This window comes from Acidobacteriota bacterium (genome assembly GCA_016703965.1).
Classification (GTDB): Bacteria; Acidobacteriota; Blastocatellia; order Pyrinomonadales; family Pyrinomonadaceae; genus OLB17.
The window spans coordinates 1-14,126 of the sequence record JADJBB010000007.1; the positions used below are offsets into that span (position 1 = coordinate 1).

Genomic DNA, 14,126 nt, shown 5'->3' on the forward strand with positions numbered 1-14,126 from the left:
CAACACTTCTAGGCATAGAATCTCCTTTCGACCTGTATTTCGGGACTTTTTGTAGGCCACAGGAACAGAAAACACCTCGTGAGAGGGAAATCATACACGCGATCAGGAAGATTTCCACCTCAGGAGGCAGCGTCCCAGCATATCGCGGAAACAGATTGAATCGCAATGTAACCCTTCCCCAGCGACAAGGAAACACCAAAACCATGGGGTAACGGGTCCAGTTCATACTAAGAAGAGTCATACAACCGCAAGGTATTCGCTTACCGAATGGCATTAATCCTTTTCTCCGTCTGGCGGTTGGACCGACTCATCAAGCGCTCAGAAAATTCTTCCGTCGTCAGCATAAGTCATTTCGACAATCGCACTGCAACAAACAGACCAAGCGCGCGACGGTGCGGGTGCTTCTCCGCAGATAGCGTTTTGGCAACAAACGCCGCAATCTCGTAACTTTCGTCACGTCGGTGTTGTATTCACTCATCCCACTGAATCGTTCCCAAATTCCCCGAAGTATCATGCACGGTCTTAATTTAGTGAGATGCATCCGCGTATTGCTGCAGCTAATCACCTTTAGGCTGAGACGACTATGAAAAAACTACTGACACTATCAAAAGCCATATTGTACCTGCACTGGCCCCACTCGGATTAATGTTGCTTTTCCACGCAACCGACTTCCTGCACAAGGCCCAATCTCACCGGAGATGCGGTAACCTATCGAACATCATTCGTGAGCCCCTTAAGCTCACTCGGCAATCATTCTCTTCTGTCTAGGAGCGGTCGGCGTAGCTTGGTCGATCTATAAGCAAGATGACCGGGAGTGAATGAGGTAACCAGGCGTTCGGTTTCCCTCCTGTCGTTTGCGTTCCCGAACCATAGTCGCGGTGTTCGGCACGGCGCTTGCACCAAGGACGTGCGGTCCCGGAGTTGATAATGCCGAACGCTGAGAAGGAAGGGGTATGAGAAGACGACGACACGACCTAATGTTTTCCGTGGTCTAAAGCGGTTCGCGGGTCTACTCCACCGACTGGAAGTTTATCCTGGTCCCCACTGCGATCGCCTCCACATCGTTCCTTTCTTTTTTTCGGCTTTGGGTGGGCTACGTTCCGTGGATTCCCATTCGGACTGCAGTTTTTCCGATTCTTGTGGAATCTTAACTTCTGCTCTACGTTGAGTAAGCCTCCTAATTCGGCTTTTCTCAGAAGTTTGACGCCGAGATAGACCGATGGACAGTATCGACCGCCGCCCGAGGCGAACTCGAACCGACAAGTTGGAAGACATCTAACAGGAAATAGCATGGACACAGCAAACCTAACCTTCGCGCAAATCGCAATCTCCCTCTTTTCGGGGGCTTCTTTCCGTCGGTCTTGGATTGGTATGCCGGGATTTCGTTTCACTCCGGCAGTGAGATCGCTATCGAGCCGCACGCCATTGGACCGCGGGTCACGAACTCAACTCATCGAGAGCCGAAGCAGGTCGGATACTTCCGACCGAGATCGCGGGACTGGAAGGAACACGATACGTTACCGAGATGTCGCTAGGGAAGGCATTTACTTTTTCGAACCGTCGAATAGTCTTTACATCGACGGTTACGTGACTGAAACAAACGGATCGACGAGCAAAAACCATACTCGAAATTCGAGAAGCCGAAGTACACGATCATTCAGTTCGGTTCCACGGTGAATCGCGCTCGACACGGGTGAGGTGCTTCGGTCACATCTCTCATCCAGAACACCGCATCATCCGATCCAGTCGCCGGTGTGCTTCAGGCCACCAATCTTGCCCTTCACGAGGAAGCGATCAGATCCGGCGAAGTTGGCGCGACAAACGCAACGGTGTGGATACGAGTTCCGGTACGTGATCCAGGGGAAAAGGGAATGATGTCTTTGCTCTTTCCTTCTCTTTCAAAAGGACCTAAGGGATCACGGGGTTTGCACGACTATTCCGCTTTCCCCTCAAAAGCATAAGAAATCGCGAAAGTGAATTGATGGTGCAAGGGAGAGGTGCAAAGTGAAGCCGCCTGCAAACTAAGAGCTTCACGAGTATTTCAATCATTCGAAGCCAATTTTCCGCGCAGCTTGCAGCTTCGGGATATGAACCGGACAGAGATATTTGAATCACTCTTTATCAGCCACCGCCGGGAGCACGGTCCTTTCCCTGATCTGACAAGCTCAGATTGCGTCGATTAGCGGCGATATCTTTGCAGTACGGAAATTGAGACAAAACGAGAGCAGTATCCCCGTCACAATGGTACGCCCGCGGTCTTGTCGGTCTCAAGACCCTTCCAAATGGCTTTCGTAACGGGAAGATATCATGCGGTACGTGACTGCGACGAAGGCCTTAAGTTTTCCGCACGAGATCGTCGTTGATTTGATGACAACTGAAAAACAGGCTGCAAAAAAAAACAGCAAAAACGAATCCAGGTGTCGATCGTATCGACGGCAGCCGCAACACCTGGCTTGGGTTCCGTAATCTCAAAAAGGACGCGGTTGTTATCAAGTCAGACTCGAGGGCCTGCTCAGAACAGGTCGAAGGGGGACAATGAAGAGATCTGCGATCTCAGACTGAACGTTATTGTCTTTGCGGGCCGCTCCAAAGGGGCAAAGGAAACGCGTCGGCAACTTGAGATTCTTGACGACCGATGTGATGCCGTAGTCTCAGCCATCCGCAAGAAGATCGAGCGGACGCAATTCAGAGAAGACGCGGTGCGGCAGCGAGCTATTTATCCGCGAATGCTTACCGGTGAACTTTCCTGGAAGCCAACAGGTCAGGAACTTACCGAAACGGCCGACTCGGTAATCTCATTTGTTCCAACCGAAACTAGCTGGCGTGGAAGCGGGCGGCCGCACAGCATCTTTATAACTCCAGAACGGCCAGATGTTTTGGTCTTGATCTCTACGATCGGGGACTGATCAAATCTCCAACAGTCATCGTCACCGCGGCGTCCGGTGAAGGCAAATCATTTCTTGCGGCTATGCTGATCACGGACATCCGGGGCTCACCGCGCGGAAACGTAAAGGTCCGCGTGATGGACTACAGGCATTCGTTCAAGCCTATTTGTAAACTTTTTGGCGGCCGTCACATCGAGTTCAACGAGACAGATCCCAGGGCGATCAACATCTGGAACTATCCGGGAATCGAGAAGGGAAACCGCCCTACGAAGCGCCAGCTTTCAATGGTGTTGATGGACATTCTCATTCTTAGCAAGACGGCAAGGACAGATGCGATCACGAGTGCTATTGCCTCCACTGTTATCGATGAGGTCTATAAGATGTCGCTCGCTCGAAACGGAGACGGCAGACCGAAGTTTCAGCCAACTCTCGGACATTTTCTGGATGTTCTTAAGACCTATCACTGGGAGCCTGCACAGCAGGGCCAGGCGAGCGAGCTTTACTTGAAACTTAATGTTCACCGAAAAGACCCGTGGCTTAACTCGCCGACCCATCCCGACTATGACTTGCGTCGATGTTCGATGTGTTTGAACTTTCGGGTATCAGCGGCCTTGACGAGAAGATCCGCGAGAGCGTCGGCTTTCGGATCAGCGCCCAGATAATGCAGGAGATCGGCGAAGAGGACGAGCGTAAGCAAAAGACCCCGATCCTATTCCTCTGCGACGAAATGCGCGAGATCAACAAGCACTTTCCCGCGATTCAGGAACTCATTGCCGAGGCATCAGTGACCGGCCGTAAAGAAGGTCTTGTTACCGTCCTATTCTCGCAGGCTTACGAGCATTTTACGGGAACGACAGAGCGGCCGAATGAGATCGGAATTGACCTTGTAAAGAACTCCGGCGTAAAGATAGATCGGCAAACAGATCGGAGGTTTCGACCGCTGGCATCGGATTGCGAGCTGGCTCCTGAGACAGTTGCAGCGATCCGTGCGATCAGAAACCAATACGGAAGATACACCCAGTGGGTTTTCGTCATCGGCAGCGGAGCGGACAAGATCGTCCAGATGGCCGAAATTCGGCTGTCACCGGCAATGCTTTGGGCGAATACGAATGACACGAACGAAGCGAATGCGCGAAGACTTGTCGAGAATATTCGGCCCGACCTGCCGCCTGAGATCGTCGTTTCGTGGCTGGCCTCAAAGTACCCGAGCGGATTGACCGCCGTTGGACTCACGGAAATATCTTCTTTTGACCTGAATGAATTGAGCGGTTTGGAGGTAGCAGCATGATCGGAAGTAACGAAACAGTAAGACAGATCATTCTCGGAGCAGTTCTTTCTTCGATCTTCATCGGGATCGACGTTCGCCCCGCCCGGGCACAGTGGACGGTATTCGATCCGTCGCAATACGTTCTCCAAGTTGAGAAAAGGGTCGAAGAGGCGGCCCGGTGGCTTGAGACCATCAACCACTATATCGATACCTATGAACAAGCGGTCAAGCAGTACGAAAAGATGATTGAAAGCGTAACTAATTTGAGAGGGATTCTCGGCAAGGTTGAAGAACAAGTCATGCGGCACAAGCAGCTGATAACTACTTATGCGACCATCGGCCGTCTGATTCGTGGCACCTTTGAACTAAAGAAACGAATCGAGGCGACCATAACCAGCCAAATTCATTCAGTCGTCAATATTGCTCGACGATTGAAGAACGGCATCTTCGATATGGACGCAAACAAGCGGGACCTTGATGACTTTCTTCGGCATTCGATCGGACGAAGCGCCGATGCCCACCTAAAGAATCTCGAACGCCTCGCAAAGCTAGATTCGGAACTCGAACGGATGCTCTTTGACCGAGAAAACATGCTTCTCGATCTAGCCAAGCTTTACGAAGAACGCGAGAAGATCGCTGATGAAACGCGAGCGATAGAAGCTAATCCAGCGGCAAATCGGGACGGCGTTCAATCTCTGATAGACCAGATGCTCGCGATCAACCTCCGCATATCAACCGTCGAAGGTCAGCTGCGCGAACTTGAGGCGAAGATACAGGAGAAGTTTATCGCCTACGGCCTCAAGATCGAGCAGATGACAGAGTTCGGAAAAGAAATTCGCCGAAGCACTGAGATGATGACTGGGATCACACGAGCGTCGGATGAATTTCTTCGCGAACTCGAACGCTATGAAGTATGGAATGACGACGTCTATGAAAGCCCTCTTCCATAATCGCCAGAATACAGGATCTAAGAACTAAAACATCAAAGCCATGAAAAACGTGACCTCTTTTCGCCACGCTTTAGCGACAGCTCTATTCATTCTTGCCTACATCGTCTCGCCATACCTCCTCGCCTCGAAAGCGGCCGGGCAAACCCGGCCGCGCCCTCCTCGTGTCGAAGGGCAGACTCCAGTAGGAACGATGAACGGTCAACCTGTAACGGCAAATGACCTGATAATGACGATCAACTCGGATTCTCCGTTTATGCCGCCGCTGGATGGAAGTCCGGCGCCGATACTTGGGCAGTTTGAAACTAGATATCCTGCGAACCCAGTCGCGAGTCCTTCTCCCGGCCTGGTCCTTCCGCCAAAACCTCCCGCCCGAGTTTCAGCGAACAGATCAAGAATCTCATGCGGACTGGCCAGGAATGGCTGTTTCAATCCGTACTCAATGCAATCGTTAAGCCGCTCATGCCGATCCTTATGTTTCTAGCGTGGATCATAGCGAGTTTTGTTTTGATCCTCGCATTTATTCGTAGGTTCCATGACAACCGAGGTCTAGGACCCGAGCAACTCGTTGCCTGGGCGATCCGTTCGATCATTTTCATGGTATTGATCGGAGCGAGCCCGTTCATCATCGACGGCCTCACGATTACCGGCAAGTTCTTTGCGCGGCCAATTCGCGCCTACAACCGCTCACTGGTAGCCGAGTTTGACGACAAGATGAAGAAGTATGTGAAAGCAAACTTTGCCGTTGAAGATCCCAACGAACTGCTTGCCGAACGTCTTCCGAACGGGGAACCGGGACTTGTCGGCATCATCATGGATAAGGAATCATCCGTGAAAGACATAACCGGTGAACTCAACATACTCGGATGGGATATGCCCCGAATGTTTACCTTTATGGTGATCGGGCAGAACATCATAAAGTTCGGCGGATTGTTTCTTGCGATCGCGGGGCTATTCATATTGATAGGCCTGAAACTGGCGGCTCCTGTGCTGGCAGCTTTCGGCTTTGACGAGAAGTTTGCGGCTCAGATGTTCTACCCATTCTGTTGGGGCGTTGCAACATTCGCGCTGGCATTTCCGATGGTGAAGGAAGTGACTCTCTATGTTTGCTATGCATTCGGCGTTCTTGCTCTTTCGATCTACAACGGCGAAGCCACGTTCTCGCTCGATCCGGTACTGCGAAGATCCTAACCAACGGTGCCTATGATCCGGCTTCAAGTGCACTCATCGTTACATCTCTATTTTTTGTTTCAAGTCTCTGCTTCATTCTTGTTCCGTGGCTTAGTTACCGGGTTCTTCGCGGGCAAGTTTACGAAGGCGTTTCACAGATCTCGATGGGCTGGATGCTTTCAAGTATCGGAACCGCGCTTGAGACATACGGACTAGTAGCAGGAGCCGCCATCAATCGACAGGCCGAAAACACCCAAATTCAGGGAATCTACAATGCGGAGCAGACCGCCGCAAGAAAATCCCTCGAGGCAGCTAATCAATCAACCGACGCTCGTTTGGTCTCGTCCGTCGCCGGAGTTGAAGGCGGCCTTACCACGAGTCTGGGACAGATCCGGGCAAATCAGGTGACACAGACCCTGCTTGCCGAGGCGAGCAAGAACTATGGTCTGAGTAGCAGTGCAGCGGCAACGAAACGCGAGATCGCAGGGACACTGGCAGAGGCCCAGGGAACTAAAGAAGCTCGAACCATCGATGGAATGAAGGAAGTCGAACTGCGCGGTCAGGGCAATCTTGAGCGATTTGGAATGAAAACCTACGAATTCACACCTGGTGGCTCTTCGATCGCCGGAACTTCAGTCCCGATTCGCACCGGTCAGGAACTCTTCGACTGGTCGAGAAATAAGCATCCTATTCAAGAAGTGAACAAGCAGATGGACTCTACCACGCGCAGTAACATCGCACTTCAAAACAACAACACCGGCATCGTCGCGGACACGAAGGTAGAGGCAAGCAATGTTTATCAGGGTGAGATCAACCAAGCACTCGAAACTCAAGCCTCGCAAAGCAAGCAGGCTTTCAATACCGGAAGTTCGATCGCCTCTTCTAGCACCAGACAAGGAGCGGGAATTCAACTCTCAGGAATTCGCCGCTCGGCCGACATGGAGAAAGTATCAAATCAACTTAACTTTGAAGGCCGCACTGAGGCTGCGTCGATAAATCAGACCGCAGCGATGGAAGCTGCCAGACTCAGGATGGTGTCATCCGTCGTGACTGGGTTCTTTAGGGACATGGATCGGCGCCTAGAAGAAATGAAGCCAAAGTATTAGTGCTTCGAGAATAGAGCAAGTTCGAAAATCTCCAGTAGACTTTGAAGTTTCTCGCTTGACACTGGTGTTGGGTCGAGGGTGTAAGATTGAATTGTGGCTGAGAATGGAGCGTTACAGATCGGAGAGATTGCTGGGCTGGCTGGCGTCAGCGTAGATACGGTTCGCTATTACGAGAAGTTGAAATTGCTTCCGACGGCGGCACGGACGAATAGCGGTTATCGGGTGTTTTCTGTCGAGACGGCTGACCGCATCAGGTTTATCAAACAGGCGCAAGAAATGGGATTTACGCTTGACGAGATTAAGCAGCTTTTTGTTTCTGATGGCGGTGAGAACCAATGTAAAAGCGTGCGTGACCTTATCCAAGTTAAGTTAACTCAACTCGAAGATAGGATGCGGCAGATGAAGAGTTTTAAGGGCTTTTTAAATCGACATCTTGTTGCGTGTGAAAACGAATTGGACGCACACGGAAAAGCGGCATCGTGTCCGGTTCTCACGACAATTGAAATATCGAGGAAGTAAGCGAGGTGTTTTTGTATGGAAAAATCTAATGTTTTCGTCGGTGGTGCAATGTTTGCGGCTTTTGTATCAAGCCTGTGTTGCGTGTTGCCGTTGCTCGCAGTGGTATTCGGATTCGGTGCATTTGGCACAGCGGCGATCTTTGAATCAGTGCGCTACCCAATGATCGGTGTGGCATTCGCGGCCTTGGCTTATGGCTTTTATCGAGTCTATTTTCAACGAGAGGAATGCGCCGAGGGCGAGGTTTGCGCAACTAAGCCAGTGAGCCGTATCAACAAGATATTTCTTTGGATCGGAGCTATCGTTATCGTCGCGTTTGCTTTCTCGCCGTCATACTTGGGATACATCGCAGCGGCCATTACAAGTCCAACCACTCCAGCGGTGGAATCTGCTCCGATTGTCGTTCCAGAAGAATCGGCAACGAAGAAAACTGTTGTTCTGCAAATTCGGGGTATGACGTGCGATGCATGTGAAACGCACATCGAAGTTCCGCTTCGAAAGCTAAAGGGTGTCATATCGGCAGATGCGAACTACAAAAATCACAACGTAACGGTTGTTTACGATTCGGCGCAAGTAACGGTCGAGAAGATCAAACAAGCAATTTTGGCAACAGGTTACGAGTTGATATAAAGATATGGATTGTTGTAGTAATGGTGCGGTAAAGGCGAACGAATCGCCGCTGACGGCGTGTCAAATTTGCGGCGAGGCTGGGCGAATTGTTGCCAAGCAAACAGTCGTTCACCAAGTGATAAGCGAAAAGCTGTCGTCTGTCGGCGATGCGGAGTATAGATTTTGCGGATCGGCTGACTGCGATGTTGTTTATTATTCTGTGGACGGAAATGTCTTCACCACGGACGATGTTCGCGAGTTGGTTACGACCAAAACGAAGGGTGATAACCGACCGCTTTGTTACTGTTTCGGGTTTACAGAAGGACACGTGCGGCGGGAAATAGTATTGAAAGGCGAAACAACTATTCCGGCTCAAGTCACTCAATTCATCAAAGAAAAGCTCTGTGCTTGTGAGATTCGCAATCCTTCAGGCTCATGCTGTCTTGGTGAAATTAATCGAACAGTGCGACTAGTTGAGGAATTTTATTTTCACGCGGGTTCTGAAAAAGCGATCAAATAGCCGTTTGGGTCTTGAACCGCAAATTCTTTCATGCCGTAGTCCATCGTTTCGGGCCCCCAGGCGAAATTAACCTTATCACGAAATTCTAAAGCGAGAGCGTCCACTCCTTGTGAAAACATAGAACGTACCGCTGCAAATTGGAGCCGAAGGTGTTCCGTGCGGCGGTTCGGAATAAAACTGAAAGGTGATCTGTCCACGCGAAACCTCAGCCCACGTCGAGCTCGTCTCCGCTCCGTCACAGCCTGTTACCTCGAAGCCGAGTTTGCGATAATATGCCAATGTTTCCCCGATATCCCGGACGAGGAGAGAAGGAACGAGTAGTTCGCTTAATCGAGTGTTTTCCATAAATGATACTCACTGAATAAAGATCAACAAAACTCCGCATGGATCCCAGACGTGGCAGATTTTTGTATCGCCGATCATTTCCGGTTCGTCGTAACGGGCGTTTGAGTAATCGCCCTCGTCGATTACTTTCTTTGCGTGTTTGTGCCAAGCATCAACGTCGTTAACATCGAATTTCATCATGAAATTTTCCGCCCAGTCTTTGACGTAGTAATTCTGCAAACGAAAAACTGCCCCGCCAAGACGACAATCCATCGTTCCGCCCCAGCCTTCTGTTAGTTCGAAGCCAAGAGCGGCGTAGAAAGTCTTTGAGATAGTAAAATCTTCGGTCGGAACATAAACTACAAGCTCATTTATTGTTGGGAGTTTATTTTTGGCTTCGAATTCAAAATCTTGGGGTTCCAGTTCTTCCGTACCGAGATCATCCAGAAATGTTTTCGTCTTGTCATCGAGGGTAGAGATGTCGGTTCCCGCTTCCAATAGAAGCCTTACGCACGTTCTTTGGTGATGAATATTATTCTTTTCATTTTTCATCAAAGGTTGAAGTGCCCAAACAAGCGGCGTGCATTTGTAGGTCTTATCAAGTTGGTTAACGTCCACTCCAGCACGGATCAATTCGTCAACTAACATGTCTCGCCCGCAATATGCAGCCCAATGCAAAGCAGTCGCCCCGTCTCTTTTATCAGAAAGATCGATCCTCGCACCGTTTTGAATGTAAAAAATGCCAAGATTCTCAGCATGAAGACTGGCAGCCGCCATTAAGGGCGTATCCGCATTTTCCGTTGACGAGTCGCCGTCGATCCTTGCTCCGTGTTCGAGAAGTATTTTCGCGACCTTGACGGCTTCATCGTCCGAAATCAATTTTGCAAAGACAGCATCACAGATTCGATGCAAAGGATGAGCCGTCGTCGAACATGGCGGACCAAGCGTGACACCGGCATTCGCTAAACTCGGCTCTCGCGAAAGCAGATGCCTGATGCCTTCGTAATCTCGTTCTTGAACGAGCATTCTTATATCTTTTTCCATCACTTTGTCTAGATCAAAAGACAATTCGCGAATGTTCGAAACGTCGCACGCCGCCGTATTCGCCTTGTGTCGCGAGATCAACCTGATCTTCGAAACGAAACCAAACACCGTCGTTCAAATCCGTCTCGGCACTTCGATTGGCGCGTTCCAGGATCGATTCAACATCTGACTTTACAATCAAGGCATCGACATCTACCGTGTATCGTGCAGAGTTATAGACTTTAAGGCCAAACAAATCCGCCTTTGAAGACTAGATGTTTTTGAAGCTCTGCGTCAGCGGTCAGCCGTGCAACAAGCCGTTCGAGAATGAACGCCGTTTCCAGATTCTGAAACGGCACACCGATCTCAACACTCAGGTTTATGAGCCTTTGCCGCACTGAAGTGCCTTTTGCTTTGGTGGTCATGGCACTATGACCTCCAGATGTTTGGTCAGTACCGATTCAAGTTTAAGCTCGTTTGCGGCTTTTGCAAGTTTGGCTTCGGTTGTCTTTCTTGTTGCAAGGGCCTCGCGGGCGGCCTTTATTGCTGTTCGTTCACCTATTTTTGTGATGAATTTGAGAGCCTCCAGGACCGCCCGTTCGACTGTGACGATTCGATAGCCCTTTTCATCCACGATCTGTTTGTCGAGCCTCGTTTTTGTTCGAATCAGTTTATAACCGGTTTCTCGGGTTCGTTTCTCCGGAGGAACCATTACCCATATTTCTCCCGGCACTTGTTCGGCAAGGTTGTAATGAGATAGAGCTGAAAGGCCCCCAATTGCTGAACCCGGCCCAAACTTTGAATACGCGATTTGGAATCCTACATCTTTATCCAGCGACGCCTTGGGATGGAGGTAGATTCCACGACCGATACGAACGAGGTCCTTTGCAGCGACAAGCCGAGATATGTCTTGCTGACTAATTCCCACGGACTTGCCTTGAGCCAGTGTAAAGACCCCAAGTTTTTTAACTTTTGGCACGTGATGCTTATCCATCGTAATAAGGATGCGGTGAAAAGCGACATTTGTCAATGAATAATGTCGCTATGCACCACATTTGACTTTCAAGAAGATGCCACATCACCATAACAAAGAAGCGGTAGGAAAGAAGCGGAAAAAGTATGGCAACCGGATACCAACGAGTATCAAGAAGAGCTCCGTGCCGAATTTGCGGAAAACCGGACTGGTGCAGCACAACCAAAGATCACAACATCACATTCTGTGCCCGTTCCGCGACAAATGCCGATAGACTCAGTAGCAAAGGTTGGGGCATCTTTTATAACGACATTCGAAACCCATCTACTGGTGGCCATTGTCAGCCAAAGAAGAAACTTTAAACGCCCAAAATCAACTTCTGCAGCCCCCATCGAAATCAGGCATGAGGATCTTTCAGAGACTCATTAAGCTTTCGCCATTACCGGCGAACGGCAAAATAATTTACGGTAACGAATGGCTGGTTAAACAAGGGCAGGAATTCGGACGCTGCGGAATACTTCCCAAGATTGGCTATCGAAAGGGATCGTCTAGTCCGACTGATTATTGAGTTGATAGTAAAAGAAGAAGGTGCTATTCCGCCTTTCAAAGGTATTCCCGGATTTTGGCGAGGACTGAACCGAAGACCACGACTGGGTAGCGATTTCGACTATGACGCCGATCTTATTCTGATTCCATTCTTAGATTCGAATGGATTGATTCAGGCTTGCCAGCTCAAAGCTATCGGAAAGGCAAGAATACGCCCGGAAAGTATCAATGGCTGTCGTCGATCGGAAAGCGTGAAGGATGTAGTTCTGGCACTCCTCTTCATCACGAAGGCTCTATGAGTTTCAGAAGAAAGACGACTAAGACAGTGCTTGTTACCGAAGGTGTACTGAAAGCCGTGACCGCCCAACACTTCCTGCCGGATCGATACGTCGTCGCGAGTGGCGGAGTCGCAACATCGCATCAGGAAATTGTTAAAGTCGCGCTCTGAAAGATTCTGGAAATCGCCTTCGACGCCGACTGCTTCACAAATCCACATGTAGCAAGAGCATTGGCTTCACTACTCGCTCTTCGGATTCGGGAACAACAGTTCTTGTCCTGCGACAAACCTACAAAAATTCTCGCGTGGGATAGCCGTTTCAAAGGTATTGACGACGCTCTGATTGCCGGAGCCTCTCTAAAATATCTGGAAGTTTCCGATTGGCTTGAATTGCTGACTCCTGAATGCTTAGACGAGGCTAGCCATCAACTGGCCAGAATCTTGCCATAAGAAAATTAGCGGCTGACAGTTCGCGTCGTGAGCGAGCCAACCGTTTCCCGTACCACATTAAGCGATCTCATCGAACAAGTCGCAGGGATTATCGACAGCGACCGAAGTGTCTCCAACAAAGAACTTATTCAGATCTGCAATGGATACGGGGCCTTTGATTTGAATGCTGACGCGCACATCTATCACGAGATAGCTGAAACTGCGCTGAACCTACTCATTCTGAAAAAGTACGGACGCGATCTACTTGCATCGATGAATCCAATCGAGGAACTTTCTACAGTCTTAAGACCTTTGCAAAAAAGGCTTCCGACGCAGACCTGGCGAAGTGAAACGCAGATCGCCTATCAACAGTTCTCGACGCCGGTTACTATTGCATTTCTAGCCACCTATCTCTTACACATTCGGCACAGTGAAACAGTTCTCGAACCTTCATGTGGTACGGGTTGTCTCGCCGTATGGGCACTCGCTGCTGGGGCCACAGTGATAACTAACGAGATCGACCCTAGGAGGAGAGGCTCGGCTTTGGCGTTGGGGTTCCAGCCATATTCTTTCGATGCAGAGTTCATCGACGATCTTCTGCCTGAGGATTTACTCCCTAACATAGTTCTCGCTAATCCGCCGTTCTCTTCGACTGGCGGCCGTGTGAAAAATAACAGCATCGAGTTCGGCTTTCGTCATATCGAATCAGCATTACGAAGGCTAAAGAAGGGCGGGCGATTCGCTGTGATACTTGGTGAGAGCGGTTCTCCGAGATCCCGCAGTGGAAATCGGTTTTGGGAATATCTTTCTCCTGAGATACAGGTAAATGCGTCCATCGAACTGCCCGGGCGGGAATTCTACTCCAACGGAACGAGCGTCAAGACGACGCTAATTCTCGGCACCAAGTCGCCTGCGATCGATACGCCGCTCAGTTCACAACTTGAAGCGGCTCCGCATATTGTTTCTCACTCGGTCGAGGATGCCTTCGATCAAGCGATATCGTTAAATCTCCGTTTTTGACCAATAGAAAAACCAATGTATTCCATTCAAGAGCGAAGTTCGGAGGGACTTCCTACGGCTGTACTTACTTCGACTGATACGACTGGAGAAGTAGAAGATGCCCAACCTGATCTAGACATAAACATTTATTCCCCGCGATTTATTATCGGCGGCTCGCCACATCCGGGAGTGATAGTTGAACCTCCGGGCCTCGCGAATGTTGAACCGCCGCCGCTTCGTTACCGGCCACGACTTCCGAAGTACCTGTCCGAGACCGGAAAGCTCTCGGCAATGCAATTGGAGAGGATCATTTATGCGGGACAGGCACATGATCAGCGTCTTGCGGACGGTTCGCGAGCGGGTATAAGCATCGGCGACGGAACCGGAACCGGCAAGACGGCGACGCTTGCGGGGATCATTCTGGACAACTGGTTCCAGGGACGGCGACGAGCTGTTTGGTTTTCTGTAAAGGCTGATCTAATCGAAGCCGTCTCGGATGAGTTTAGAAGACTGGACTGACGCCGCCGATCAAGCT

Annotated in this window: 16 protein-coding genes; 12 read left to right on the forward strand and 4 right to left on the reverse strand. The window is 50.1% G+C overall.

Translation table 11 applies throughout. The features are described 5' to 3' along the window. Positions 1 to 2,483 precede the first annotated feature (2,483 nt). The 9 genes from IPG22_05880 to IPG22_05920 all read left to right on the forward strand — a co-directional run bounded on the left by IPG22_05880 (position 2,484) and on the right by IPG22_05920 (position 9,020). Positions 2,484 to 2,906: a hypothetical protein gene (locus IPG22_05880; GenBank protein MBK6587830.1), complete on the forward strand. Its 423-nt coding sequence runs from the start codon at positions 2,484 to 2,486 to the stop codon at positions 2,904 to 2,906. 62 nt (positions 2,907 to 2,968) lie between these two features. Continuing rightward, the gene (locus tag IPG22_05885; protein MBK6587831.1) at positions 2,969 to 3,547 is read left to right on the forward strand and encodes a hypothetical protein; all 579 of its coding nucleotides are present in this window, start codon (positions 2,969 to 2,971) and stop codon (positions 3,545 to 3,547) included. Further along, on the forward strand, positions 3,469 to 4,173 hold the full coding sequence (locus tag IPG22_05890; GenBank protein MBK6587832.1) for a hypothetical protein: 705 nt from the start codon (positions 3,469 to 3,471) through the stop codon (positions 4,171 to 4,173). The genes IPG22_05885 and IPG22_05890 overlap by 79 nt, the downstream gene beginning before the upstream one ends. Then, complete coding sequence (locus tag IPG22_05895; protein MBK6587833.1) at positions 4,170 to 5,102, forward strand: hypothetical protein; 933 nt, start codon at positions 4,170 to 4,172, stop codon at positions 5,100 to 5,102. The genes IPG22_05890 and IPG22_05895 overlap by 4 nt, the downstream gene beginning before the upstream one ends. A 399-nt stretch (positions 5,103 to 5,501) precedes the next feature. Beyond that, positions 5,502 to 6,290: a hypothetical protein gene (locus tag IPG22_05900; GenBank protein MBK6587834.1), complete on the forward strand. Its 789-nt coding sequence runs from the start codon at positions 5,502 to 5,504 to the stop codon at positions 6,288 to 6,290. A 152-nt stretch (positions 6,291 to 6,442) separates the two neighbouring features. Continuing rightward, complete coding sequence (locus IPG22_05905) at positions 6,443 to 7,375, forward strand: hypothetical protein (GenBank protein ID MBK6587835.1); 933 nt, start codon at positions 6,443 to 6,445, stop codon at positions 7,373 to 7,375. Positions 7,376 to 7,468: 93 nt separating this feature from the next. Then, on the forward strand, positions 7,469 to 7,894 hold the full coding sequence (locus IPG22_05910; GenBank protein MBK6587836.1) for a heavy metal-responsive transcriptional regulator: 426 nt from the start codon (positions 7,469 to 7,471) through the stop codon (positions 7,892 to 7,894). Positions 7,895 to 7,909: 15 nt separating this feature from the next. After that, the gene (locus tag IPG22_05915) at positions 7,910 to 8,521 is read left to right on the forward strand and encodes a cation transporter (protein ID MBK6587837.1); all 612 of its coding nucleotides are present in this window, start codon (positions 7,910 to 7,912) and stop codon (positions 8,519 to 8,521) included. A gap of 4 nt (positions 8,522 to 8,525) precedes the next feature. Beyond that, positions 8,526 to 9,020, forward strand: a complete 495-nt coding sequence (locus IPG22_05920) for a hypothetical protein (protein MBK6587838.1) — start codon at positions 8,526 to 8,528, stop codon at positions 9,018 to 9,020. 75 nt (positions 9,021 to 9,095) lie between these two features. Here the strand turns inward: IPG22_05920 and IPG22_05925 are convergent, their stop codons facing one another. The 4 genes from IPG22_05925 to IPG22_05940 form a co-directional block, all read right to left on the reverse strand. Further along, complete coding sequence (locus IPG22_05925) at positions 9,096 to 9,365, reverse strand: hypothetical protein (GenBank protein ID MBK6587839.1); 270 nt, start codon at positions 9,363 to 9,365, stop codon at positions 9,096 to 9,098. 9 nt (positions 9,366 to 9,374) lie between these two features. Then, positions 9,375 to 10,496 (reverse strand): ankyrin repeat domain-containing protein, encoded by a 1,122-nt coding sequence (locus IPG22_05930; protein ID MBK6587840.1) that lies wholly within the window; start codon positions 10,494 to 10,496, stop codon positions 9,375 to 9,377. A 113-nt stretch (positions 10,497 to 10,609) separates the two neighbouring features. Beyond that, positions 10,610 to 10,792 carry a hypothetical protein gene (locus IPG22_05935; GenBank protein MBK6587841.1) on the reverse strand — a complete coding sequence of 61 codons (183 nt, stop codon included), beginning with the start codon at positions 10,790 to 10,792 and terminating at the stop codon, positions 10,610 to 10,612. Then, positions 10,789 to 11,346, reverse strand: a complete 558-nt coding sequence (locus IPG22_05940) for a type IV toxin-antitoxin system AbiEi family antitoxin domain-containing protein (GenBank protein ID MBK6587842.1) — start codon at positions 11,344 to 11,346, stop codon at positions 10,789 to 10,791. Before IPG22_05940 ends, IPG22_05935 begins: the two co-directional genes overlap by 4 nt. 835 nt (positions 11,347 to 12,181) lie before the next feature. On the opposite strand from IPG22_05940, the gene IPG22_05945 reads away from it, so the two are divergent. The 3 genes from IPG22_05945 (at position 12,182) to IPG22_05955 (ending at position 14,110) form a co-directional block, all read left to right on the forward strand. Continuing rightward, positions 12,182 to 12,334 (forward strand): hypothetical protein, encoded by a 153-nt coding sequence (locus IPG22_05945; protein ID MBK6587843.1) that lies wholly within the window; start codon positions 12,182 to 12,184, stop codon positions 12,332 to 12,334. Between the two features lie 306 nt (positions 12,335 to 12,640). Next, a complete protein-coding gene (locus IPG22_05950) occupies positions 12,641 to 13,612 on the forward strand; it encodes an SAM-dependent DNA methyltransferase (GenBank protein MBK6587844.1) in 972 nt (323 codons plus the stop codon). 15 nt (positions 13,613 to 13,627) lie between these two features. Then, positions 13,628 to 14,110 carry a strawberry notch family protein gene (locus IPG22_05955; protein ID MBK6587845.1) on the forward strand — a complete coding sequence of 161 codons (483 nt, stop codon included), beginning with the start codon at positions 13,628 to 13,630 and terminating at the stop codon, positions 14,108 to 14,110. Positions 14,111 to 14,126 lie beyond the last annotated feature (16 nt).